We start from the raw sequence: 22,384 nt of genomic DNA on the forward strand, positions 1-22,384 counted from the left end.
CGCCGCCGCGCCGCTCAATGGGGAGCCCTCCCGCTCTTCTCCAGCCACTCCGTCAGGGCGTCGATGATCTCGGCCACGACCCGGTCGTGGGGCGCCTCGTGGGATTCCACGGTCAGATCGGCCAGGGCATAGATGGGGTGACGCTTTTCCATGAGCAGGCGCATGGTGCCCTCCGGGTCGGGATTCTGGAGCAGGGGGCGGGTGGCGCGCTTGCGGACACGGCGCATGAGCACGTCGAGATCGGCCCGCAGCCAGATGGAGATGCCGTTCTCGGCGATCCCGGCCCGGGTTTCCTCGTTCATGAAGGCCCCGCCGCCGGTGGCGAGCACCATCGGGCCCTCCTGGAGCAGACGGGCGATCACGCGCCGCTCCCCGTCCCGGAAATACTCCTCTCCGTGAATGGAGAAGATGTCGGGGATCGACATTCCCGCGGCGGACTCGATCTCGTTGTCGGCGTCCCGGAAGGGCAGGCCGAGTTTCTGGGCGAGGCGTCGTCCGACGGTACTCTTTCCGGCGCCCATGAGACCGACGAGCACGATGGATCGCGCGCCGAGCTGGCGGCTGATCGGGTGACCGCCCCGGCTCCCGGTGTCCTGCCCGCCGCCTTCATCGAGCGAATTGAAGCGGCTGATCTTGTTCATGGCTCAGTCCTAGCATGGGCCCGAGGCTCTGTCACAAGGGCGTTATCGCCGGGCCGGCCTAGAACTTGCGTAGGGTAAGGACTTGCCTTCCCGGCCCATGCGTGGTTGTAGCGGGATGCAACTGGAGGCTTCCGTTCCCGTGCCGACTTTATTCCGTTTTCTCATCGTCGTTGCCATTCTGGCAGGTCTGGGCTTTGCGGCCGTCTTCGCGCTCGCAACCCTCGTCGAGCCGGAGCCGCGTGAGATCACGGTTCCCATTCCGAGCAGCCGCCTGCCTCCGTCCTCATGAGCGGCGCCCGCCACGCCAATCTCTTTCTGGACATGCTCGCGGCCGAGCGTGGCGCTTCCAAGAACACGCTCGATGCCTATCGGCGCGACCTCGACGATTACCTGGCTTACCTGACCGAGGCCGGCACGGCGCCGGACAGCGCGAGTTCCACGACCATCCGGGGCTTCATGGCCAGCCTCGAGGAGCGCGGCCTCAAGGCCACCTCCGCCGCCCGCCGGCTCTCCGCCGTGCGGCAGTTCCACAAGTTTCTTTACGTGGAAGGCTACGCGCCGGCCGATCCGACCGCGGCCGTCTCCGCGCCCAAGCGCGGGCGGGTCCTGCCGAAGGTGCTGTCCGTCGATCAGGTCGACCGGCTGCTGCAGGTGGCCCACGAGGGGGCCGCCAATCCCGATGCGAGTCCGCCGGAGCGGATCCGGGCCCTGCGCATGGCCTGCCTGCTCGAGCTTCTCTATGCCACGGGCCTGCGCGTCTCCGAACTGATCGCGCTCCCCCGCAGCGCCGCCAAGACCCGGGAGCGATTCCTGGTCGTGCGCGGCAAGGGCGCGAAGGAGCGTCTCGTGCCCTTGACGGAGGCGGCCCGGGAGGCGGCGCGCTCCTACCTCGCCGCGCTGGAGCAGCAAGGCAAGGCGGTGGGCCCCTGGCTGTTCCCGGCCGACAGCGAGAGCGGCCATCTCACCCGGCAGGCCTTCGCCCGCGACCTGAAGGCGGTGGCCGCCGCCGCCGGGCTCCGGTCCGACAAGGTCAGCCCCCACGTCCTGCGCCATGCCTTCGCGAGCCATCTGCTCCAGAACGGCGCCGACCTGCGGGTGGTCCAGGAGCTCCTCGGCCATGCCGACATCTCGACGACGCAGATCTACACCCACGTCCTGGACGAGCGCCTGAAGAGCATGGTGCGGGATCTTCATCCCCTGTCGTCGGGGGAGGGGTGAGGCCGGGCCTCAGCGCCGCTTGAGCAGGAACACCCCCTGCTCGCCGAGCAGGTTCCAGGCCCACCAGGGCAGGGTGACGCGGATCGGGCGCCCGCCCGCGTCGAGGGCGACGGCCTTCTCCATGGTCGCGCCGACTTCCCGGCACAGCTCCACGAAGTCCCGGATGGTGCAGAAATGGATGTTCGGCGTGTCGTACCAGGAATAGGGCATGTTCCGGGTCACCGGCATCCGGCCCCGGAAGAAGAGGTCGAACCGCACGCTCCAGTGGCCGAAATTGGGGAACGACACGATGGCCCGGCGCCCGATCCGCAGAAGATGTTCCAGCACGACCTTGGGCTGGCGCGTCGCCTGGATGGTCTGGGACAGGATCACGTAGTCGAAGGCGTCGTCCGGGTAATCGGCCAGGTCCGTGTCGGCGTCGCCCTGGATCACAGGCAGGCCCTTGGCGAGACAGGTGTTCACGCCCTCGCGGGAGATCTCGATCCCGCGCCCGTCGACGCCCTTGCGGTCGCGCAGGAGCGCCAGGAGCGAGCCGTCGCCGCAGCCGATGTCGAGCACCTTCGAGCCGGGCTCCACCATGTCGGTGACGAGGAGGAAGTCGAGGCGATGCCCGGCCCTGTCCTCGGTCGGGGTGAGGAAGGTGGCGGAGGTCATGCGATCCCCCGCGCCCGCGCCGCGGCGTCGATGAAGCCCTGTGCGGCGGCGAACATCTCAGGTTCCTCCAGAAGGAAGGCGTCGTGGCCCTTGTCGCTTTCCACCTCCACGAACCCCACGGAGGCCGCGGCCGCGTTGAGGGCGTGGACGATGGCGCGCGAATCGGAGGTAGGAAACAGCCAGTCGGAGGTGAACGAGATCACGCAGAAGCGGGTCGCCGAACCCCTGAACGCCTTGGCGAGGCTTCCGCCGTGCTCGGCCGCGAGGTCGAAATAGTCCATCGCCCGCGTGACGTAGAGATAGGAGTTCGCGTCGAAGCGCTCCACGAAGGACAGGCCCTGGTAGCGCAGGTAGCTCTCGATCTGGAAATCCGCGTCGAACGAAAAGGTCGGTGCGTTCCGGTCCTGATAGTTGCGTCCGAACTTCCGGTGCAGGGCCATCTCGGAGAGATAGGTGATGTGCGCGCCCATGCGGGCGACCGCGAGGCCCTTCGAGGGCCGGGTCCCTTCGGTCAGGTAGCGTCCGCCGCGCCAGTCCGGATCGGCCATGACGGCCTGGCGGCCGACCTCGTGGAAGGCGATGTTCTGGGCCGAATGGCGCGCGGCCGTGGCGATCGGCAGGGCCGCGAAGACCCGGTCCGGGTAGCTCGCCGCCCATTGCAGCACCTGCATGCCGCCCATGGAGCCGCCGATGACGCAGAACAGGCTCTCGATCCCCAGCCGGTCGATCAGCGCCGCCTGGGCGCGCACCATGTCGCGGATGGTGACCACGGGGAAGTCGAGGGCGTAGGGCTGACCCGTGACGGGGTTGGTCGAGGCCGGGCCCGTGGTGCCCATGCAGCCGCCGATCACGTTGGCGCAGATCACGAAGAAGCGGTCGGTGTCCACGGGCTTTCCGGGACCCACCATGGTGCTCCACCAGCCGGGCTTGCCGGTGAGCGGACTCACATTCGCCACGTGCTGGTCCCCGGTCAGCGCATGGCAGATCAGGACCGCGTTGGACCTGTCCGCATTGAGCCGGCCGTAGGTCTGGTAGCCGATCTGCCAGGGGGCGAGGGGCACGCCCGCATCCATCATCAGCGGCTCGTCCGCGCCAAAGCGTGCGACCAGGCTCGACGGATCGTCGACCTGACTGCGCGGTTCGGGAGGTGGAGACAGACGGACCATGATGTTTGAAGAAACGCGTTCGATCTTCCGAACACCGGTAGTGCGGGCGGGCCAGGCCGTCAACGAACATAAAGACACGCCCGAGATGCGCCCGAGGCTTGGCAGCGGCGTTCGGGACTGCGAAAGAAGGACGCCCCTGTTCAGGATCGTCTTTCATGTCCACCGAGAAGCCCGCTCCCTCCCTTGCCGATCTGCGCCAGGAGATCGACCGCATCGACGAGACCATGCACCGGCTCCTGATGGAGCGCGGGACCATCATCGACCGCCTCATCGCCGTGAAGAAGACGTCCGAATCCGGCTCCGCCTTCCGGCCCGGGCGCGAGGCCTCGATGATGCGGGCGCTGGCGGAGCGCCACCAGGGCCTCCTGCCGCTCGACACGGTGGAGGGCATCTGGCGGGTCATCATCGCCACCTTCACCTATGTCCAGGCGCCCTATTCCGTCCATGCGGACGTCTCGGCGGGCGACGCGCCCATGCGCGATTCCGCCCGGTTCCATTTCGGCTTCACGGTGCCCTATCTCACCCATCCGAGCGCGGCGGCGGTGATCGAGGCGGTGGCGGCCTCGCGCGGGGATCTCGGCATCTTCCGGCTGGACCAGGGGGCGACCAGCGGCGCCTGGTGGCGGACGCTCGCCGACCGGGACCGGCCCAAGATCATCGCCCGGCTTCCCTTCATCGAGCGGCCCGACCACCCGGCCGGCACTCCGGTCTTCGTGATCTCGAAGCCGCTCGCGGACACGTCCCTGCGCGACGTGGTGCTCTACGCAGCGCAGTTCGAGCGCTGGCACCGGGGCGCCAACGAGGCGGTGGCGGAGCTTGGGGGCGAGGTGGTGGCGAGCGCCGCCGACGCCAACGGCTTGTCGGAGCTCATCGCCGTGCCCGGCACTGTCGAGCCCGCGCGCCTGCACGACGCCCTGACCGGAGCGGGCGCCAGCCTGTCGCAACTGGCCGAAGTCGGCATCCATGCCGAACGTTTCCGCGTGAAATGAACCGCAAGCTGCGCTAAAGCATCGGACCCAAGAGTGGACTTGCACTTTTGGGCTCAATCCGATGCTTTCTCTATGGATGAGAGCATCGTTCGTCGAAAAACCGGATCCACTTTTTCGCACGATGCTCTAGAGCCACTCCGAACCGATCGATTGCAGGAACCCGAATCCATGGCCGCCCGTCCCGAACCCCGTCCCGGCGTGATGCAGATCGAGGCCTACGTGCCCGGCAAGAGCAATGCCGGAGCCGGGGTCGCGAAGATCCACAAGCTCTCCTCCAACGAGACCCCCCTCGGCCCCTCGCCGAAGGCCGTCGAGGCCATCAGGGGAGCCGATCATTTCGAGCTCTATCCGGACGGCTCGGCCACTAGGCTGCGCGAGGCGATCGCGGCGAAGTACGGCCTCGATCCGAACCGGATCGTCTGCGGCGCCGGCTCCGACGAGCTCCTGTCGCTGATCACCAACGCCTATGTGGGGCCTGGCGACGAGGGCCTGTTCTCGGAGCACGGCTTCCTGGTCTACCGCATCGCGATCCTGGCGGCGGGCGGCACGCCCGTGGTCGCGCCGGAGAAGGACTACCATGCGGATGTGGACGCGATCCTGGCGCGGGTGACGCCGAAGACCAAGATCGTCTTCCTGGCGAACCCGAACAACCCGACCGGAACCTATCTTCCCTTCAGCGAGGTCAAGCGCCTGCACGCGGGCCTGCCGCCCCACGTGGTGCTCGTGCTCGATGCGGCCTATGCGGAATATGTGCGCCGCAACGACTACGAGTCGGGGCTCGAACTCGTCGCCACCTCCGAGAACGTGGTGATGATGCGCACCTTCTCGAAGATCTACGGCCTGGCCAATCTGCGCCTCGGCTGGATGGTGGCTCCCGCCCATATCGTCGACGCGGTCAACCGCATCCGCGGTCCGTTCAACATCAACGGCCCGGCCATGGCCGCCGGCATCGCGGCGATCCAGGACGACCTCCATGTGGGCAAGGCCATCGCCCACAACGAGCAGTGGCTCGCCTGGCTCACCAAGGAGCTCGAGGCGCTTGGCCTGAAGGTCACGCCCAGCGTCGGCAACTTCCTGCTGGTCCACTTCCCGCAGGAGGCCGGCAAGACCGCGAAGGAGGCCGACGCGTTCCTTTCGAGCCGCGGCCTCATCCTGCGCCGGATCGACGCCTATGGGCTGCCCCATGCCCTGCGGCTCACCATCGGCGACGAGGAGGCGAACCGCCTCGTGGTCGAAACCCTGCGCGAATTCCTGAGCGGCCGGAAGCAAGATGCCTGAGCGTCTCGGTCCTCCCCGCACGACGCCGCTCTTCGAACGCGTCGCGCTGATCGGCCTCGGGCTGATCGGCTCGTCCATCGCCCGCGCGGCGAGGCACCTCAACCTTGCCGGCACGATCGTGGCCGTCGACCGGAACGAGGCGGTGCTGGCGCGGGTGCGCGAGCTCGGCATCGCCGACGAGGCGACGTCCGACTTCGCCGCCGGCGTCGACGGAGCCGATCTCGTCATCCTCTGCGTGCCGGTGGGGGCGTGCGGGGCCGTCGCTGACGCCATGAAGGAAGGGCTCAAGCCCGGCTGCATCGTGTCCGACGTGGGCTCGGTGAAGAAATCCGTGATGGCTCAGGTCGAGCCCCATCTGCCTGCGGGCGTGCATTTCGTTCCGGCCCATCCCGTGGCGGGAACGGAGCATTCCGGCCCCGATGCCGGCTTCTCGACCCTGTTCTTCAATCGCTGGTGCATTCTGACGCCCCCCGAAGGCGCCGACGAAGCGGCGGTGGAGCGGGTGCGCGCGTTCTGGTCCGCCATGGGCTCGAACGTGGAGATCATGACGGCGCAGCACCACGATCTCGTGCTCGCCATCACCAGCCACGTGCCGCATCTCATCGCCTACAACATCGTCGGCACGGCAGCGGATCTGGAGACCGTGACCCAGTCGGAGGTGATCAAGTTCTCGGCCGGCGGCTTTCGCGACTTCACCCGCATCGCCGCCTCCGATCCGACCATGTGGCGCGACGTGTTCCTGCACAACAAGGAGGCCGTGCTGGAAATGCTCGGCCGCCTCAACGAGGACATCGCGCTGCTGGCCCGCGCCATCCGCTGGGGCGAGGGCGACAAGCTGTTCGACCTCTTCACCCGCACCCGGGCCATCCGCCGCGGGATCATCTCGGAAGGGCAGGAAACGCCGGAGCCGGATTTCGGCCGCCGCCGCGGCGATCAGTAGATCGCCGGCAGCGTGACGTTGGGGATGACGAAGGGGCCGAAGGCGAGGCGCCCGTTGTCCAGGCGGACGGGCGGAAGCGGCGAAAGCGCCGGGCGGCCATTCGCCTGTCCCGCGGGGGCTCCCCCGCCCTGACCCAGAAGCGCGCTGAGGAGCGCGCCGTTGCGCCGGCCCATCACGTTGCCCAGGAGGCCGTCCAGCCCCGCCGCCGAGAGGGCGAGCTGGCCCTCGGGGCGGTGTTCCTCGTCGAGCCGCAGCTCGCCTTTCGCCTCCAGGCGGCGGGAGCCCTTGGCCAGGGACAGCATCAGCACGTCGAGCTTGCCGCCGGCGCTGCGCCAGCGCTCGAGCTCCTCGGCCAGGGGACGCCCGCGGAAGCCCTCGGCCTGCGTGACCGTCACGTCGGATTCCAGATCGGTGGCTTCCGTGCCGCCCACCAGGGCGTCGGCCAGGGGGATGCGCGCCTGTCTGACGGAGAGCGCCACATCGTAGGCGTTCTCGGCGCTCCGGGAGGGATTGGGCCTGGCATGGAGTTCCAGGTGCTGACCGGCGGCCGCGATCTCGCCCGCAGGAAGGCCCGTGACCGTGACGTTGGGTGCTTCGGCCACCAGGGAGAGGCGCCGCAGGCCGCCCGGCGCGAGATTGAGGCTGGTCTGCAGGAGATCCCAGGAGCCCTGCACCGTCACGGTTCCGTCCGTCACCCGCAAGGGACCTTGGATCTCGGTGATCACCCGGCGCGGCTGATAGACCTGCGCCACCGCCTCCACCGGCCCGAAGGAGGCGGTCACGGCTCCCTGCTGCAGGGTCAGAGCATCGCAGGTCACTTCGATCCGGAAAGGATAGCCGCCGATGGCCCGGTCCTGGCAGGTCCATTGGCGCCCGGCCCGGGCTTCGGCCGCGAGCCAGGTGTCGAGGGCCTCGTCCGCCCGGTTGCGGATCACGAACCAGCCGACGCTCCACGCCACCGCCAGCAGGAGCAGCAGGACGAAGGGCGTGTAGAGCCAGAAACGACTGTGGCGAGCATTCCCGGCGGAAGCGGCTTCATCCATTCACTTTTCTCCTGTTGTCTCGCCTCTTGGTAACTGGTAGCGCCGGAAGCAGGCAAGGTTCGGGCACGCTGGCGGATATGGACAACACCACCGACGATCTGTGGGTCTTCGGCTACGGTTCGCTCATGTGGCGACCCGGCTTCCCGTATATCGAACGCCGTCACGCCCATCTCTACGGCTATCACCGGTCGCTCTGCATCTTCTCGCACGTCCATCGCGGCACGCCCGACCAGCCGGGCCTCGTGCTCGGCCTGGACCGGGGCGGGCGGTGTCATGGGGTCGCGTTCCGCGTGGCTCCCGAAGAGGCCGAGGCCACCATCCACTACCTGAGGGAGCGCGAGCAGGCGACCGCCGTCTATCTCGAACGGCGCCTGCCCGTGCGGCTCGACGACGGCCGGAGCGTCAGGGCCCTGGGCTATGTGGCGGATCGCAAGCATGGGCAATATGCGGGCAAACTGTCCTTCGACGATGTCCTGGGTCTGGTACGCCAGGGAAAGGGCGTCTCGGGGCTCAATCCGGATTACGTGCGCTCCACCCACGAGCACCTTCTGGGAATGGGCATCGTCGATCCGCTGCTCGAGCGGATCACCCGGACGCTTGCTCAGGATTCCGAAGACGACGACGGACTTGCCTAGGAGGCCTGGCTCTCGTCCTCGCGCAGGTCCTCGAGGATGGCCCGGCGCTGCGCCTCGCTTTCCGCGAGCCGGTGAACGTGCATCTCCGTCGCGCCGCGCGCCTGGACCAGGCCGACCCAGCGGGTCCGCGTCTGCTCGCTCGGGTGGGAGCTGGCGGTCGCCACGTCGATGACCCGCGCCGTGCCGGTCTCGTCCCGGCGCACCGCCAGGATGACCGCGTTCGTCACGTTCAGGATCTCGCTCTCGTTGAGAGGGTGGACCCCGACGATGTAGCGGCGGCCCGAACGTCCGCGCCATGAACTCAGGGCGAGTGCCGAGTGGAGGCCTGCCGTCGCTCGCAACCGTTCCTCACGCACGTCAGTCCTCCGCGTCCGTTCCTGACGGAGATCCCGCATGGCCGTCGACCATGATATGGTTCGCTTGTTCGCCATTTGTTCTTAATGTAAGAACTCTCGGGCAAAACGTCAAGGATCGCTCGACCCCTTGTGATGTCAGGCTTTGGACAAGCTTGCGGCGGATCCGGCCGGCTGGTCGAGGCCGAGTTCCTTGCGTCCCTCCGTCAGGAGCCGGTCGGAGGCCGATTCGATCCGGTCCTGCATCTCCTTGAAGAAGGCATCGCGGGGCATGCCCGGCGGAAGCGGATCGAGGATCTCGACCCGGATGGTGCCCGGGCGGCGGATGAAGCGGCGCCTGGGCCAGTAGAGGCCGGAATTCAGCGCGACGGGCAGGCAGGGAACGCCGAGGTTCTGGTAGAGATGGGCCACGCCGAACTTGTAGGCGGGAGGGGCCCCGGCCGGCCGGCGGGTCCCTTCGGGGAAGATCAGGATCTGACGGCCGTGACGGGCCTCCTCGCGGGCGCGCGCCGTCATCTGGATCAGGGCTTGCGAGCCCGCCTTGCGGTTCACCGGCACCGAGCCGCCCTTCCAGGTGTACCAGCCGAAGAACGGAATCCACATGAGCTCGCGCTTGAGGATGAAGGCCGGGTCCTCGAAGAGGGGCAGGAGCGCGAAGGTCTCCCACAGGGACTGGTGCTTGGACGCGATGAGAATGCCTCCCGCAGGGATCTTCTCCCGCCCCCGGACCTCGATCCTCGTGCCGGCGATCACCCGCAGCAGCCACAGGGACGTGTGCGCCCAGAGCTTGGCCGCGCTCATGAAGGTCCGGCGCGGCAGCAGCAGGAACGGGAGCAGCAGGATCAGCCACAGCACGAGGTTGAGATAGAACGCGGTGTTGAACAGCAGGGAGCGGAGAACGAGCATGGCTTTCATGGAAAATGAAAAGCGGAGCTTCGAGCTCCGCGAGCGCCCACCTTAGAGCATCGTGCGGAAAAGTGGATCCGGTTAGCACGCGCTCCGGCGCGAGGCGAGCACGGATTTGCCCGGTCGCAGGCGCCTCAGCGCCATTGCGGCTCGGCCGCCACGTGCTGGATCGGCCGGCTGATGATCTGGACCACCGGCGAATGCTCCGGATCGTCCTCGAAGCGGGTTCTCACCCAGACGGCCAGAAACTTCAGGTATTCGGACACGAGCACCCGCGCGGTCGAGGCGTTGCGCCACCAGTCGTGGGGATCGATGGTCGCGGCGACCGGATAGGGGATCTTCTGCAGGTTCGGCAGGGTGTGGTCGAGTTCCACGAGGGTCCGCGGCATGTGGTAGTTCGAGGTGACCACGATCAGGGCGTCGAACTGGTTCTGCTCCGCCCAGCGGCGGGTCTCGATGGCGTTGCCGATGGTGTTGCGGGCCCGGTAGTCCAGGTCCACGCAGCAGTCGAAGAGGCGGCGCTGTCCCGGGTTGAGGCGGGCGATCTCCTCGCGGCTGGTCCTCTCGTTGACGCCCGAAATCAGGAGCCGCTTGGCATAGCCCTTGGCGAGAAGGTCGATCGCGTCGCCGATCCGCTGGGCGCCGCCGGTCAGGGCGACGATGCCGTCCGCGCGGGTCTCCGGCTTCTGCTCGAAACGGTCGAGGGAGTAGACGAAGCAGAGAAAGCCGAGGAATCCAAGGATCAGGCCGGCCGCCACGGTGTAGAAGGCCCACCTCATGGCCCGCCTGATCGGCGACCGCCTGGCAGGTACCGAAGGCGATCCCGACATGGTCCAGCCCCAACCCAAGGCTTCACTGGTGTCTCTGGCGCTCAGAGTCGCCACGCTCTGCGTTTGCGAGGTCATCTCAGCCGAGGATAATGCAGAATGCGGCAAGGGAGAGGCAACCCGTTTTATCCACTGGTAACCATGACCATCAACCATTTCCGTTAAGAAAGCGTCTCACGGTCAGGCGGGAGACGATTCCGGTGATGACGGCCACCGCCAGCGCGATCAGGACCACGATGGCATAGCCGCGCCAGCCGATGCTGAACGTGCCGAACAGGGCCTCGATCTGGTCGCCGGCCGGGCTCGCGCGCCAGGACCGGGTGACGAAGCCCAGGAGAACGGTGAGCAGCAGGGCCGCGCCGGCTCCGGCGGCGCTGCCGCGCAGGCCGAGCTTGAAGAACCGCCGCTGGAACTCCCGGGCGATGAAATCGTCGCTGGCGCCCACGAAATGGAGCACCTCCACCACGTCGCGGTTTCCGGCCATGGCGCCCCGGGTCGCGAAGGTGACGGCCAGGCCCGCCGCCACCAGGACCAGCACCACGAGGGCGGCGCCGATGCCGATGATGGTGTTCGCCATGGTGGACAGGCGCGAGACCCAGAGGGCGTGGTCGTCCAGGGTCGCCCCGGGCACCTGCTCCTTCAGGGCCTGCCGGAGCGGCCCGAAATCGGGCCTCGCACGGGCTTCGAGCTTGAGCACGATGAGGCGCGGCACGGGCAGGTCGTCGAAATCGAGGCCGGTGCCGAGCCACGGCTCGAGCAGGCGCTCGGATTCCTCGCGGGTGAAGGCCTGGACGTCCTGCACCCCCGGGGTCTGGCGGGCGAGGGCGACCGCCCGGTCCACATCGGCCTGGATTGCGCGCTGGGCGTTGGGCCGGACCTGGATCGTCACCTCGCGGGCGATGTCCGACCGCCACTGCTCGGAACTGGTGGCGACGAGTTCGGCTCCGCCGGCGCACAGGGCGGCGAGAAAGGTCAGGATGGCGATGACGGCCGCCAGGGCGCGGCCTCCGGCCGAATCGACCGGGACGAGCGGGGCGTTGCGCCGGAGCGAGGCCGGCAGCGGCCTCTGACCCTGCTGCTGTGGCGGAGGCTTCGAGGAGCGCGGAGGCGGAAGATCGCTCATCGGGCTCACTCGTCGATATGAAGTTGCCCGTCCCCGAGCACGAGGCGGCGCACGTTCAGCTGATCCATGAGGCTGAAATCGTGGGTGGCGATGACCACGGAGGTGCCGAGCCGGTTCAGCTCGATGAAGAGGCGCAGGAGACGCCGCGCGAGGGAGGGGTCCACGTTGCCGGTGGGCTCGTCGGCGAGCAGAAGGTCCGGGCGCACGATGAGGGCGCGGGCGATGGCGGCGCGCTGCTTCTCGCCGCCGGACAGCACGGGCGGGAGCATGTGCATGCGGTCGCCGAGACCCACCCAGCGCAGGAGCTCCACGACCTCGTTGCGGTAGCTCGCCTCCTCCTTGCCCTGCACGCGCAGGGGAAGCGCCACGTTCTCGTAGGTGGTCAGGTGGTCGAGGAGCCGGAAGTCCTGGAAGACGACGCCCATGCGCCGCCGCAGGTCGGTCAACTCGTCCTTGGAGATCCGGGAGACGTCCTCCCCGAACAGGGAGATCAGCCCGCGGGTCGGCTTGACCGACAGCAGGATCAGCCGCAGCAGGGTGGTCTTGCCCGCACCCGACGGGCCGGTGAGGAACTGGAAGGAGTGCGGCTCGATGGAGAAGGTCAGGTCGCGCAGGACCTCGGGGCCCATGCCGTAGCGCACGCCCACATTCTCGAAATGCACGGCCGGCGCCATGCTCTCATCGTCGTCGTTGTCGTAAAACGCCTTCACGCGCTCCCGAGCCGTCCTTCATGGGGTGGATGAAACCACGGCGGACGCTTTCCGCCGCGATGCGATTCGCCATGCTTATCGTCTCTATCCCTTGCGCGCCAACAAATCCGCGGCAGCGATCCGCGACGGCAGGACGCGCCCACGATCCTATGGAATGGTTATCAGGAGGTGAATTGTCCCGGGTTCTTTTCTCGACCTTGGGGGCGGGAGACGTTAAGTCCGTTTGACTTCCCCGCCGGGCCATGGTCGTGAAGGGGGATCTCTTCGCGATGCCCGCGACCCCAAAGCCGCGTATATTCTGGATTAGCTGACGATGACTGCCTCTCCCCGCATCCGGGTTCTCTTCGACGAAAACACAATCGCCCAGCGCATCGAGGAGCTGGCCCGGGAGATCGCGGATTCCAAGCCGGAGAACCTCCTCGTGGTGGCGGTCCTCAAAGGCAGCTTCATGTTCGCCGCCGACCTGATCCGGGCCCTGCACCGGGTCGGGCTGGAGCCCCAGGTCGAGTTCGTGCACCTGTCGAGCTATCTCGACGGAACGGTCTCCTCCGGTCAGGTCACCATCCTGCGCGACGTGGAGAGCGACGTGCGCGGGCGCGACGTGCTGCTTGTGGACGACATCCTGGAATCCGGCCGCACGGTCACCTTCGCCAAGGACCTCCTCATGGCCCGGGGCGCGAAGAAGGTTTCGACCACCGTATTGCTGGAGAAGCCGGGCAAGCGCGCCGTGAGCATCGAGGCCGATTACGTGGGCTTCACCTGCCCCGACCTGTTCGTGGTCGGCTACGGCATGGACGTCGCGCATTCCTACCGCCAGCTTCCCTTCGTCGGCGTGGTCGACCACGCCAACCAGGAACCGGACCTGTTCGACAAGTCCTGAGCCGAAAGCCGCCTCAGCCGTTGAGGTACCAGATCGCCCCGTTCAGGGCGGTCGCATAGGCCACCCAGGCGAGATAGGGCACGAGGAGCCAGGCCGCGACCCGGTCGAGCGGCCAGAAGGCGCGGATCGTCGCCAGGATCGCCACGATCAGGGCCGCTATGACGATCAGGCCCGCCACGGGGCTCCGCGCGCCGAAGAAGGCGAAGGACCAGAGGGAGTTCAGGGCGAGCTGCACGAAGAAGGCCGTGACGGCGGCCCTGCGGCCCGGCTGCTCGCGCGGCAGCGAGAGGATGCGCCAGATCGCATAGGCCATCATCCCGTAGAGCGTCGTCCAGACCGGGGCGAAGAGCCAGTTCGGCGGCGTGAACCATGGCTTCTCGAGCGCCGCATACCAGGTCGGGATGCTGGGTGTCGTCACGAGGCTTCCCGCCACGCTGACCATCACCACGGGCAGGACCGCGATCAGAAAACGTTGGACAGGTGGCGTCGGCCCGCCGGCCAAAGTGGATTGGCCTGGATGCATCATGTCGCAATTCCCTTTATGGGATGAGCTTCGCTGTTCTTTTCGCCCAATCTCATCCTGCCCCCGGAGGTTCCCATGTCGTCTTCGCGCCCGCAATGGTCCAAACGCAGTCTCGCCGCACAGGCGATGGGCCATGTGGATCCGATCACGAAGGCAGTGGTGCCGCCGATCCATGTGGCGACCACCTATATCCGCGACGAGGACAACGCCTATTCCTCCGGCTTCGTCTACGGCCGGCCCGACAACGCCACGGTGCGCGAGGCGGAAGGCGTGCTCGCCATGCTCGAGGAAGCCGAGGCCGGAGCGCTGCTGTTCTCGTCCGGCATGGCGGCGGCGACCGCCGTGTTCCAGGCCCTCAACCCGGGCGACCACATCGTGGCGTCGAAGGTGATGTACTGGGCCCTGCGCAGCTGGCTCATGACCGAGGCCGTGCGCTGGGGCCTGGCCGTCGACTTCGTCGAGACGGACGATCTCGACGCCCTGCGCAAGGCTGTCGTCCCCGGCCGCACCAAGCTCGTCTGGGTCGAGACGCCCTCCAACCCGCTCTGGACCATCACCGACATCGCCGGCGCGGCGGAGATCGCCCATGCGGCGGGCGCCCGGCTCGCGGTCGATTCCACCACCGCCTCGCCCATCCACACCCGCCCCCTGACGCTGGGCGCCGACATCGTGATGCATGCGGCGACCAAGGTGCTCAACGGCCATTCCGACGTGGTGGCCGGGGCGCTCGCGGGCGCCAAGGCGGATGCGTTCTGGGAGAAGGTGGCCTCGATCCGCAAGATGCAGGGCGCCATCCTCGGGCCCTTCGAGGCCTACCTGCTCATGCGCGGCATGAGGACGCTGCACCTGCGCGCGGCCGCCCAGTCCCGCAGCGCCATGGCGCTCGCCGAGCGCCTGTCCGATCACCCGAAGATCGCCCGCGTGCTCTATCCGGGCCTGCCGCAGCATCCGGGCCACGACATCGCCGCCCGGCAGATGGAGGACGGGTTCGGCTACATGCTGTCCGTCCAGCTCAATGAAGGGGAGGCGGCCGCGATCCGCACCGCGGCGCGGGTCCGGCTCTGGAAGCGCGCCACTTCGCTCGGCGGCGTGGAGAGCCTCATCGAGCACCGCGCCTCCATCGAGGGACCGGGCACCCCGTGCCCGCCGGACCTCCTGCGCCTGTCGACGGGGATCGAGGACGTCAACGACCTGTTCCAGGATCTCGACGAGGCCCTGAGATCCGCTTAGAGCGCTCTCGGCGAGGTGGATCCGGTTCGCCGTCAAAAAGCGCGGCAAAACAAAGAAGAGAGGAGTTTCCATGCAAATGGAAACGTCCCTAGCCGGCTCACTTGCCCTTGTCACAAAAGTTGTGCTGTTCTCTGCTACGCGAACGCTGTTTCATCAAAGGAATGTCAGCATGACATCGACCCTCACCCGCCGCCGGATCCTGCAGACCGGCGTGGCGGCGGCCGCTCTCACCGGAATGCCCCAGCTTGCATGGGCGGCTGGCCCGGTCGTGAAGCTGCGCATCATGGAGACCACCGACCTCCACGTGAACATCCTGCCTTACGACTATTACCGCGATGCGAAGGACGACGCCGTCGGTCTGGCGCGCACCGCCACCATCGTGAAGGCGGCGCGGGCGGAAGCGAAGAACAGCCTGCTCTTCGACAACGGCGACATGATCCAGGGCTCTCCGCTGGGCGATTTCGTCGCCTATCGGCGCGGCATGAAGAAGGGCGACGTGCACCCGATGGTCGCCGCCATGAACGTGCTGAACTACGATTGCGGCACGCTTGGCAACCACGAGTTCAATTACGGCCTCGAATACCTGCAGAACTCGCTCGGCGCGGCGAAATTCCCGCTGGTCTGCGCCAACGTGATCAAGGCCGACGGCGAGACCATGCTCAAGCCCTGGCTCATCCTCGACCGCGAGGTCACCGATGAGGCCGGCGCCAAGCAGAAGCTGAAGGTGGGCGTCATCGGCTTCGTGCCGCCGCAGATCGTGCAATGGGACAAGGGCCACCTGGACGGCAAGGCCACCACGGTCGACATCGTCGACGCGGCCGAGAAGCACGTGCCCGAGCTCAAGAAGGCCGGGGCCGACATCGTGGTGGCGCTCTGCCATTCCGGCATCGCGGGCGGCGAGCGCAAGGGCGGCGAGGAGAACGCGGCCCTGCACCTCGCGCGCGTCGACGGCATCGACGTCATCCTCACCGGCCACCAGCACTTCGTGTTCCCGGGCGGCAAGGAGTTCAACAACATCGAGGGCGTCGACGCGAAGGCCGGCACGCTCCACGGCAAGCCCGCCGTCATGGCCGGCTTCTGGGGCAGCCACCTGGGCGTGGTCGATCTCGAACTGACCAGGGAGGGCAATGCCTGGAAGGTCGCGAACTTCCGCACCGAGGCGCGGCCGATCTACGAGCGCATCGACCGCAAGGTGGTGCCGAAGGTGGAGTCCGAGGCGGCGGTGATCGCGGCCGTGCAGGCCGATCACGACGCGACGCTCAAATACGTCCGCGAGCCGGTGGGCTCCACGTCGGTGCCGATCCACTCCTATTATTCGCTGGTGGCCGACGACGCTTCCGTGAAGCTCGTGGCGGACGCCCAATCCTGGTACGTGGCGGACCTGCTCAAGACCACGGAATACAAGGACCTGCCGCTCCTCTCGGCGGCGGCGCCCTTCAAGGCCGGCGGCCGTGGCGGTCCGAACTACTTCACCGAGATCAAGCCCGGCCCGCTCGCCATCAAGGACATGGCGGACATCTACATCTACCCGAACACCATCCGGGCGGTGAAGGTGACCGGCGCCCAGGTGCGTGAGTGGCTGGAGCGCTCGGCGGGTATCTACAACCAAATCGACCCGGCCAAGGGCGGCGAGCAGGACCTGATCAATCCGAAGTTCCCGGCCTACAATTTCGACGTAATCGCGGGCGTTCAGTACCGGATCGACCCGACGCAGGCCTCGCGCTACGACAACGACGGCAAGCTCGTGAATCCGGATGCGCGCCGCATCAAGGACCTGACCTATAACGGCAAGCCCGTGACGGACGACCAGGTCTTCATCGTCGCCACCAACAACTACCGCGCGGGCGGCGGCGGCAACTTCCCCGGCAACGACGGCAGCACCATCGTGCTGGACGCTCCGGACCTCACCCGCGACGCGATCATGCGCTACATCATCGACCGCAAGGAAGTGGCCCCGAAGGCCGACGGCTCCTGGTCGCTGGTGACGCCCGCCAACGTCACCATGACCTTCACCACCGGCCCCAACGCCGCCGCCTACCAGCCTGCCGGCATCAAGGTGGAGAAGGTGGGCGACGCGCCCGAGGGCTTCGTGAAGTACCGCATCGTGAGCTGATCCGCGGCGCACCGTCGCGATTGCAGCGGCCAGGCTCTGCCTGGCCGTTTGCATTCAGGGCATGGTGATGACGTCGGTCATGTGTGGGGATTTCGGCTCCGCGTTCAGGCGCCGGCGCTTGGCGAGGATGATCGTGCCGTTGAGTTCGCCGCCGAACAGGAAGATCGCCCCGAGCGTGTAGAGGAAGATGAGCGCCACCATGGCGGTGGCAAGGCCGCCATAGGTCGAGGCATAGGCGCCGGGGAAGAATTCCAGGTACCAGCCGAAGACGAGGCCGCCGAGAAGCCAGAGCAGGAGCGTCACGCCCACGCCCGGCAGCACCGCGCGGAAGCTCCGCCGGCCGGCGGGGACGAATTTGTGCGCGATCAGGAGGCCGGCCACGATGACGACGGTCGCGACGCCGAGCCTGAGGAAGTTGATCACCTCCGAGAAGACGGAGAGCGCAGGCACCCAGTAGAGGATGCCGCGCCAGACGAAGGGTCCCAGCACGACCAGCAGCGCGAGCGCCAGCATCACGAAGGCGCCGCCGATGACGAAGGCGATGGATTCCAGCCGCGTGAGCCACCATGCCCTTGTTTCGCGGACGCCATAGGCGCGGTTGAGGCCGACCCGCAGGCTCTCCACGCCGCTGGATGCGAAGTAGAGGGCGAGGACGAGGCCGATGGTCAGCACGTCGCTGCGCCGCCCGGTGAGGATCTGATGGACCTCGTTGGCGATCGGCTCCGCGATTTCCCGGGGCCAGGCCTCGAGGATGATGTCGGCCGCCTCGTCGGCAAGAGACCCGGAGCCGAAGAGACCAGCCAGCGCCGTCATCAGGATGAGGAACGGGAACATGGAGGTGAGAACCGACAGGGCGATATGGCTCGCGATCGCCCACGCATCGTGGAGCACGAAGCGGTTGGCGGTGATCGAGAAAATCTCGAAATAGAGGCGCAGACGGTTCAACGGACATGTCTCCGGGCGGCAGGAGTTGGAGCGATCCCGACGAGAGAAACGCCCCTGCCGCCCCTACAGGTTCTAAGACGCGCCCGGCGAAGCTCAAACCCTGGAGCGCCGTTTTCCCGCCCGCGGACCGCCTCCGGGCGCATATCCCCTGCAGGGAACCCGCCGGACCGGCGCAGGATCCGATTGAACTTGCGCGACCCGTCCGCTACTCGCCTCAGGGACCGGGAAACTCATTCATGTCCTCCGCGAACCTTCTCATCCGCCTGGCGCCGCCCCTTTTCGTCGTGATCTGGGCGACCGGGTTCATCGTCGCCCGGGTCGTAGCGCCCCACGCGGAGCCGCTAACCTTCCTTCTGGTGCGCTACCTGCTCGCCATCCTGGTCCTCGGCCTCATCGTGGCGGCCGCCCGGGCGTCCCTCCCACGGACCTTCCGCGACTGGCGCAACAGCCTCATCGCCGGCACCCTGCTGCACGGCTTCTATCTCGGCGGAGTGTTCTGGGCCGTGAAGAACGGCCTTCCGGCAGGCATCTCGGCCCTCGTGGCGGGCCTGCAGCCTTTGGTCACCGGCATCCTGGCCGGGCCGCTCCTCGGCGAGACGGTGTCCCTGCGCCGCTGGACCGGGATCGGCATCGGCTTCGTCGGCGCTTCCCTGGTGGTGCTGCCCAAGCTGGGAGACGGCGGGGTGCCGCCCCTGGCGCTCCTGGTCTGCCTGGGAGGGATGCTGTCGATCACCCTGGGGACGATCTGGCAGAAGCGCACGGGCGGCACGATGGATCTGCGCGTCAACGCGGTCATCCAGTACATGGGCGCGGCCGCCGTCACGGCGCCGCTGGTGCTGCTGACGGAAGAAGGGCGTATGGATCCGACTCTGCCGCTCCTGGGCGCGCTCGCCTGGGCCGTGTTCGGCCTGTCCATCGGAGCGATCGGGCTGCTGCTCTACCTGATCCGCCAGGGGGCGGTGGTGGGCGTGGCGACGCTGCTCTACCTCGTGCCGCCGGTGGCGGCGCTCATGGCCTTCGTGCTGTTCGGCGAGACCCTGAACCTGATCCAGATGGTCGGGATGGCCCTGGCCGCGCTCGGCGTGGCGGTGGCGAGCCGGAGCTGACGGCCGAACGAACGAAAGCCCCGGGCTTGAGGCTCCGGGGCCCGGCCGAATGTCTCGATCTTACTTGGTGATCTTCACGGAAACCGGATCGCTGGCGGGGAAGGTCTCCTCCACGCCCTCGTCGAGCTTCTCGTCGAGGTGCTTCTTGGAGTTTTCCGGCAGCTTGTCGTCCTTCTTGCCGGTCTCCTTCTGCTGCGATTCCTGATCGCGCTGCTTGTCGTTCATGCCGTTTCTCCTTGCAGGGCGGCGATGGCCCCTCTCGGAAAGACAACGCGTCAGTTCCCACTCCGATCCCGAAAAGCGAAGGGCGGCGCCCAGGCGCCGCCCCTTTTCCGATCAGCGCTGGATCGGCTGCGAATTGACGAAGTAGTCGAAGGGCAGCTCCGCGATGCGGAACCAGGTCAGCTCCTTCTCGCGGAAGGCGCTCCAGGAATCGTAGACCTTCTTGAACTTCGGGTTGGAGGCCGCGATCTCGTTGTAGAGCTTGAAGGCTTCCTTGTAGCTCTGCTCCATCACGTCCTTCGGGAAGGGCCGCAGCTGCACGCCCTGTCCGACGAGACGGCGGATCGCCTCCGCGTTCTGCGCGTCGTACTTCGCCACGCACATGGCGTTGGCCTCCGCGCAGGCGGCTTCCAGAATGGCCTTGTAGTGCTCCGGAAGGGAGTTCCACTTGTCCATGTTCACGTAGAGCGAGGGCTGAGCGCCGCCTTCCCAGAAGCCGGGATAATAGTAGTACTGGGCAACCTTCACGAAGCCGAGCTTCTCGTCGTCGTGCGGGCCGGAGAACTCGACCGCGTCGAGGGTGCCGCGCTCCAGCGCCGGATAGATGTCGCCTGCGGCCAGCACCTGCGGCACCACGCCGAGCTTCGCCATGATCTGGCCGCCCATGCCGGCGATGCGCATCTTGAGGCCCTTGAGATCCTCGGCCGTCTTGATCTCCTTCCGGAACCAGCCGCCCATCTGGGCGCCGGTCTGACCGGCCGGAATCGGGAATACGTTGTAATCCTTCATGAACTCGCGAACGAGGTCGAGGCCGCCGCCGTAGTACATCCAGGCATTGTGCTGGCGCACGTTCATGCCCCACGGCACGGAGGTGTCGAACATGAAGGTCGGGTCCTTGCCGATGAAGAAGCTCGACAGGGTGTAGGAGCACTCGACGGTGCCGTTCTGCGTGGCGTCGAGGGTCTGGAGCGCGCCGACGATCTCGCCCGCAGCAAAAGGCTGGATCTGGAACTTGTTGTCGGTGGCGGCCGCCACGCGCTTGGCGATCATCTCGCCGGCGCCGAAGAGGGTGTCGAGGCTCTTCGGATAGGCCGAGGCCATGCGCCAGCGGATCTCCGGCTGCGCCTGCGCGATCGCGGGCGAAGCCACGACTCCGGCGGCTGCGGCCAGTCCTGCACCCTTGAGAACTTTTCTTCTATCCATGGACGTTTCCTCACACCTTTTGTTGCGCCCGCTTCGGCGCGGCCGAACGATCCATAAAGGGAGAGGCGGTCCGGTGTCACCCGATCTTCAGCCGATATGTCTTTGACGATGGCCTCATATGCGTCAGGCGCATGAAAAAGGGGCGGGAGGCTTTCGCCTCCCGCCCCGATGGGATGTGAGCGGGACGGGGATCAGCGCTCTTCGCTGCCGCCCTTCGACAGGGGGCGCTGGCCTTGCGGCCCGCCGGCCCGGCCGGAGCGCTTCGGCGGCTTCTCGTCGCCTGTCGAGGACAGGGACTTGCTGCCCGACTGGCTCGCGGTCGGGTGGCCGCGCACGAGAGTGCCCTTGGGCACGTCCACCGCGTTGCCCGGGGCGGGCACGCGCTTGCGGTCCATCGCGTTGCCGCTCATGCCGTTGGGGCCGGTGGGAGCATCCGTCCGCGCCGAACGCTGGGCCGGGCTCTTGATGGCGGTGGTGTTCACGCCCTCGGCGATTTCCGCGTTCGACATCGTCATGCGGGCATCGTCGGCGCCTTCTTCCGGCGGCACCTCCTTGAACCCGTGGATGCCGGCGGCCGATCCGCTCGTCACCCGGCCGTCATCGATATGATCGATGTCCAGATCGGGATCGAGCTTCTTCGAGGCGCCCATGATGCCGCTGGCTTTCGCCGCGGCGCGCTTGGTGTTGCCGATATCGTTGCGAGCGGTCGGGCCGGCGACGAAATCGTCGCCCGTCTCGTTCCGGACCAGATCGTCCATGACCTCATCCACATCCGGTTCAGGGGGACGGCCCCGCTTGTCCTGCGCCATGGGGATTCCTCTCTTCGTGTTGGGCGGGCCGGATGCCCGCATCTCGTGAAGGCCAACGTCCTTTCCGGAGAGGGGGTTCCGGCGCCACAGCGATCAACCGCAGCACCGGAAAAAGGTCTTACCGGCCAAGCTCGCCCTGGATGTTCTGCAGCAGCGCCAAATGCTCCTGGATCTGGTTGCGCGCGAGCTTCGCCACGTTGGCGAGTTCCCGGTTGCCCGGGTTGTTCTGCAGGTATTGCTCCTGGATCGAGAGCAGCTTCTGGTGACCGTCGATCTGCATCGCGACGAATGCGCGGTCGAAGGCGGGACCGGGCTGGGCCTGCGACATCCGCTGCATCGCAGCCTCGCTCTCCGGCGGCAGAACCGGCGCCGTGGAGGCGGCGGCCCGGGCGCCCTGCGTGGTGGAGGCCGTGGCGGCCGGATCGGCGAAGGAGTGCATGATTTCGGTGAGCATCGTCTGCTCGGCCGCCTCGAATTCGGCAAACCGCTTCACGCGCGGGTGCTGGGCCTTGCTGAGGGCGAAATTGGCCTCCTGCAACGAGACGGTGCTGGCGGCGAGAACCTGGCGCACATACTCGCGGTCGGCCTGGGATTGCTGCTGTCCCATGCTGGCCGGCGCGCTCGCGTCGCCCTGGCGCATGGGCGTGCGGGTATCCTGCGGCGCACCGCCCTGCTGCGTGCGCTGCTCGCGCTGGCGCGCATTCTGTCCCAGCTCCGGGTTGAGCTGCTGCTCGGCCGGCACCGGATTCACGGAATAGGGGATCGCCTGGTTCTGCTGAACCTGCTGGGCGAGAGCCGGAAGGCTGAAGGCGGCGGCGAGGCCGACGATGGCGAGACGGCGCGACATCACGTTTCTCCTGCGAAGGTAAG

The 22,384-nt window shown here is 67.4% G+C and carries 26 protein-coding genes; 11 read left to right on the top strand and 15 right to left on the bottom strand.

Features of this window, described 5'->3' with window-relative positions; all coding sequences use genetic code 11:
• Positions 1-14: 14 nt before the first annotated feature.
• Positions 15-641, bottom strand: a complete 627-nt coding sequence (locus ACFOYU_RS02360; protein ID WP_226737625.1) for a shikimate kinase — start codon at positions 639-641, stop codon at positions 15-17.
• Between the two features lie 139 nt (positions 642-780).
• On the opposite strand from ACFOYU_RS02360, the gene ACFOYU_RS02365 reads away from it, so the two are divergent.
• Together ACFOYU_RS02365 and xerD are read left to right on the top strand one after the other, a co-directional pair.
• Entirely contained in the window at positions 781-930 is a 150-nt protein-coding gene (locus ACFOYU_RS02365) for a histidine kinase (protein WP_226737623.1), read from the top strand.
• Complete coding sequence (gene xerD / locus ACFOYU_RS02370) at positions 927-1,859, top strand: site-specific tyrosine recombinase XerD (protein WP_377032270.1); 933 nt, start codon at positions 927-929, stop codon at positions 1,857-1,859. Before ACFOYU_RS02365 ends, xerD begins: the two co-directional genes overlap by 4 nt.
• 9 nt (positions 1,860-1,868) lie before the next feature.
• Here the strand turns inward: xerD and metW are convergent, their stop codons facing one another.
• Both metW and ACFOYU_RS02380 read right to left on the bottom strand, forming a co-directional pair.
• The gene (gene metW / locus ACFOYU_RS02375) at positions 1,869-2,513 is read right to left on the bottom strand and encodes a methionine biosynthesis protein MetW (RefSeq protein WP_226737619.1); all 645 of its coding nucleotides are present in this window, start codon (positions 2,511-2,513) and stop codon (positions 1,869-1,871) included.
• Positions 2,510-3,679: a homoserine O-acetyltransferase gene (locus tag ACFOYU_RS02380; protein WP_377032271.1), complete on the bottom strand. Its 1,170-nt coding sequence runs from the start codon at positions 3,677-3,679 to the stop codon at positions 2,510-2,512. The genes metW and ACFOYU_RS02380 overlap by 4 nt, the downstream gene beginning before the upstream one ends.
• A 155-nt stretch (positions 3,680-3,834) precedes the next feature.
• On the opposite strand from ACFOYU_RS02380, the gene ACFOYU_RS02385 reads away from it, so the two are divergent.
• The 3 genes from ACFOYU_RS02385 to ACFOYU_RS02395 all read left to right on the top strand — a co-directional run bounded on the left by ACFOYU_RS02385 (position 3,835) and on the right by ACFOYU_RS02395 (position 6,886).
• Positions 3,835-4,668, top strand: a complete 834-nt coding sequence (locus ACFOYU_RS02385) for a chorismate mutase (RefSeq protein WP_226737614.1) — start codon at positions 3,835-3,837, stop codon at positions 4,666-4,668.
• A gap of 168 nt (positions 4,669-4,836) precedes the next feature.
• A complete protein-coding gene (hisC, locus tag ACFOYU_RS02390) occupies positions 4,837-5,946 on the top strand; it encodes a histidinol-phosphate transaminase (protein WP_226737612.1) in 1,110 nt (369 codons plus the stop codon).
• Positions 5,939-6,886 carry a prephenate/arogenate dehydrogenase family protein gene (locus ACFOYU_RS02395; RefSeq protein WP_377032272.1) on the top strand — a complete coding sequence of 316 codons (948 nt, stop codon included), beginning with the start codon at positions 5,939-5,941 and terminating at the stop codon, positions 6,884-6,886. The genes hisC and ACFOYU_RS02395 overlap by 8 nt, the downstream gene beginning before the upstream one ends.
• Here ACFOYU_RS02395 and ACFOYU_RS02400 read toward each other — a convergent pair.
• Positions 6,880-7,929: a DUF2125 domain-containing protein gene (locus ACFOYU_RS02400; protein WP_226737608.1), complete on the bottom strand. Its 1,050-nt coding sequence runs from the start codon at positions 7,927-7,929 to the stop codon at positions 6,880-6,882. The genes ACFOYU_RS02395 and ACFOYU_RS02400 overlap by 7 nt on opposite strands.
• Before the next feature lie 77 nt (positions 7,930-8,006).
• Between ACFOYU_RS02400 and ACFOYU_RS02405 the strand changes: the two genes are divergently transcribed.
• Positions 8,007-8,564, top strand: coding sequence for a gamma-glutamylcyclotransferase (locus tag ACFOYU_RS02405; protein WP_226737605.1), 558 nt, complete (start codon positions 8,007-8,009; stop codon positions 8,562-8,564).
• Here the strand turns inward: ACFOYU_RS02405 and ACFOYU_RS02410 are convergent.
• The 3 genes from ACFOYU_RS02410 to ACFOYU_RS02420 all read right to left on the bottom strand — a co-directional run bounded on the left by ACFOYU_RS02410 (position 8,561) and on the right by ACFOYU_RS02420 (position 10,602).
• Positions 8,561-8,995 carry a hypothetical protein gene (locus tag ACFOYU_RS02410; protein WP_226737603.1) on the bottom strand — a complete coding sequence of 145 codons (435 nt, stop codon included), beginning with the start codon at positions 8,993-8,995 and terminating at the stop codon, positions 8,561-8,563. The two genes, ACFOYU_RS02405 and ACFOYU_RS02410, sit on opposite strands and share 4 nt — an antisense overlap.
• A gap of 60 nt (positions 8,996-9,055) precedes the next feature.
• Positions 9,056-9,823, bottom strand: coding sequence for a lysophospholipid acyltransferase family protein (locus tag ACFOYU_RS02415; protein ID WP_377032273.1), 768 nt, complete (start codon positions 9,821-9,823; stop codon positions 9,056-9,058).
• A 134-nt stretch (positions 9,824-9,957) separates the two neighbouring features.
• Complete coding sequence (locus tag ACFOYU_RS02420) at positions 9,958-10,602, bottom strand: YdcF family protein (protein ID WP_226737599.1); 645 nt, start codon at positions 10,600-10,602, stop codon at positions 9,958-9,960.
• Between ACFOYU_RS02420 and ACFOYU_RS02425 the strand changes: the two genes are divergently transcribed.
• The gene (locus ACFOYU_RS02425) at positions 10,601-10,789 is read left to right on the top strand and encodes a hypothetical protein (protein WP_226737597.1); all 189 of its coding nucleotides are present in this window, start codon (positions 10,601-10,603) and stop codon (positions 10,787-10,789) included. The genes ACFOYU_RS02420 and ACFOYU_RS02425 overlap by 2 nt on opposite strands.
• A gap of 9 nt (positions 10,790-10,798) precedes the next feature.
• On the opposite strand, the gene ACFOYU_RS02430 is transcribed toward ACFOYU_RS02425, so the two are convergent.
• Positions 10,799-11,773, bottom strand: a complete 975-nt coding sequence (locus ACFOYU_RS02430; protein ID WP_226737595.1) for an ABC transporter permease — start codon at positions 11,771-11,773, stop codon at positions 10,799-10,801.
• A 5-nt stretch (positions 11,774-11,778) separates the two neighbouring features.
• Positions 11,779-12,447 (bottom strand): cell division ATP-binding protein FtsE, encoded by a 669-nt coding sequence (ftsE, locus tag ACFOYU_RS02435; RefSeq protein WP_226737937.1) that lies wholly within the window; start codon positions 12,445-12,447, stop codon positions 11,779-11,781.
• A gap of 349 nt (positions 12,448-12,796) precedes the next feature.
• On the opposite strand from ftsE, the gene hpt reads away from it, so the two are divergent.
• Positions 12,797-13,363 carry a hypoxanthine phosphoribosyltransferase gene (gene hpt, locus ACFOYU_RS02440; protein ID WP_226737593.1) on the top strand — a complete coding sequence of 189 codons (567 nt, stop codon included), beginning with the start codon at positions 12,797-12,799 and terminating at the stop codon, positions 13,361-13,363.
• 13 nt (positions 13,364-13,376) lie between these two features.
• Here the strand turns inward: hpt and ACFOYU_RS02445 are convergent, their stop codons facing one another.
• Complete coding sequence (locus ACFOYU_RS02445; protein WP_319004808.1) at positions 13,377-13,889, bottom strand: TspO/MBR family protein; 513 nt, start codon at positions 13,887-13,889, stop codon at positions 13,377-13,379.
• 72 nt (positions 13,890-13,961) lie between these two features.
• Here ACFOYU_RS02445 and ACFOYU_RS02450 point away from each other — a divergent pair, with 72 nt between their 5' ends.
• Positions 13,962-15,116, top strand: coding sequence for a PLP-dependent aspartate aminotransferase family protein (locus ACFOYU_RS02450; RefSeq protein WP_226737591.1), 1,155 nt, complete (start codon positions 13,962-13,964; stop codon positions 15,114-15,116).
• 169 nt (positions 15,117-15,285) lie between these two features.
• A complete protein-coding gene (locus ACFOYU_RS02455) occupies positions 15,286-17,229 on the top strand; it encodes a bifunctional 2',3'-cyclic-nucleotide 2'-phosphodiesterase/3'-nucleotidase (RefSeq protein WP_377032274.1) in 1,944 nt (647 codons plus the stop codon).
• A gap of 54 nt (positions 17,230-17,283) precedes the next feature.
• On the opposite strand, the gene ACFOYU_RS02460 is transcribed toward ACFOYU_RS02455, so the two are convergent.
• Positions 17,284-18,174: a YihY/virulence factor BrkB family protein gene (locus tag ACFOYU_RS02460; RefSeq protein WP_377032275.1), complete on the bottom strand. Its 891-nt coding sequence runs from the start codon at positions 18,172-18,174 to the stop codon at positions 17,284-17,286.
• Between the two features lie 236 nt (positions 18,175-18,410).
• Here ACFOYU_RS02460 and ACFOYU_RS02465 point away from each other — a divergent pair, with 236 nt between their 5' ends.
• Positions 18,411-19,280: a DMT family transporter gene (locus tag ACFOYU_RS02465; RefSeq protein ID WP_226737575.1), complete on the top strand. Its 870-nt coding sequence runs from the start codon at positions 18,411-18,413 to the stop codon at positions 19,278-19,280.
• A gap of 60 nt (positions 19,281-19,340) precedes the next feature.
• Here ACFOYU_RS02465 and ACFOYU_RS02470 read toward each other — a convergent pair whose 3' ends face one another.
• From ACFOYU_RS02470 to ACFOYU_RS02485, 4 genes are all read right to left on the bottom strand, one after another.
• Positions 19,341-19,505: a hypothetical protein gene (locus tag ACFOYU_RS02470; RefSeq protein ID WP_377032276.1), complete on the bottom strand. Its 165-nt coding sequence runs from the start codon at positions 19,503-19,505 to the stop codon at positions 19,341-19,343.
• A 111-nt stretch (positions 19,506-19,616) separates the two neighbouring features.
• Complete coding sequence (locus ACFOYU_RS02475; protein ID WP_226737579.1) at positions 19,617-20,705, bottom strand: TRAP transporter substrate-binding protein; 1,089 nt, start codon at positions 20,703-20,705, stop codon at positions 19,617-19,619.
• 191 nt (positions 20,706-20,896) lie between these two features.
• A complete protein-coding gene (locus ACFOYU_RS02480; protein WP_226737581.1) occupies positions 20,897-21,514 on the bottom strand; it encodes a hypothetical protein in 618 nt (205 codons plus the stop codon).
• A 118-nt stretch (positions 21,515-21,632) separates the two neighbouring features.
• Positions 21,633-22,361 (bottom strand): DUF4142 domain-containing protein, encoded by a 729-nt coding sequence (locus tag ACFOYU_RS02485; protein ID WP_377032277.1) that lies wholly within the window; start codon positions 22,359-22,361, stop codon positions 21,633-21,635.
• Positions 22,362-22,384: the final 23 nt, after the last annotated feature.

Origin of the sequence: Microvirga sp. GCM10011540 (assembly GCF_042650665.1) — a bacterium.
Lineage (GTDB): Bacteria > Pseudomonadota > Alphaproteobacteria > Rhizobiales > Beijerinckiaceae > Microvirga > Microvirga lenta.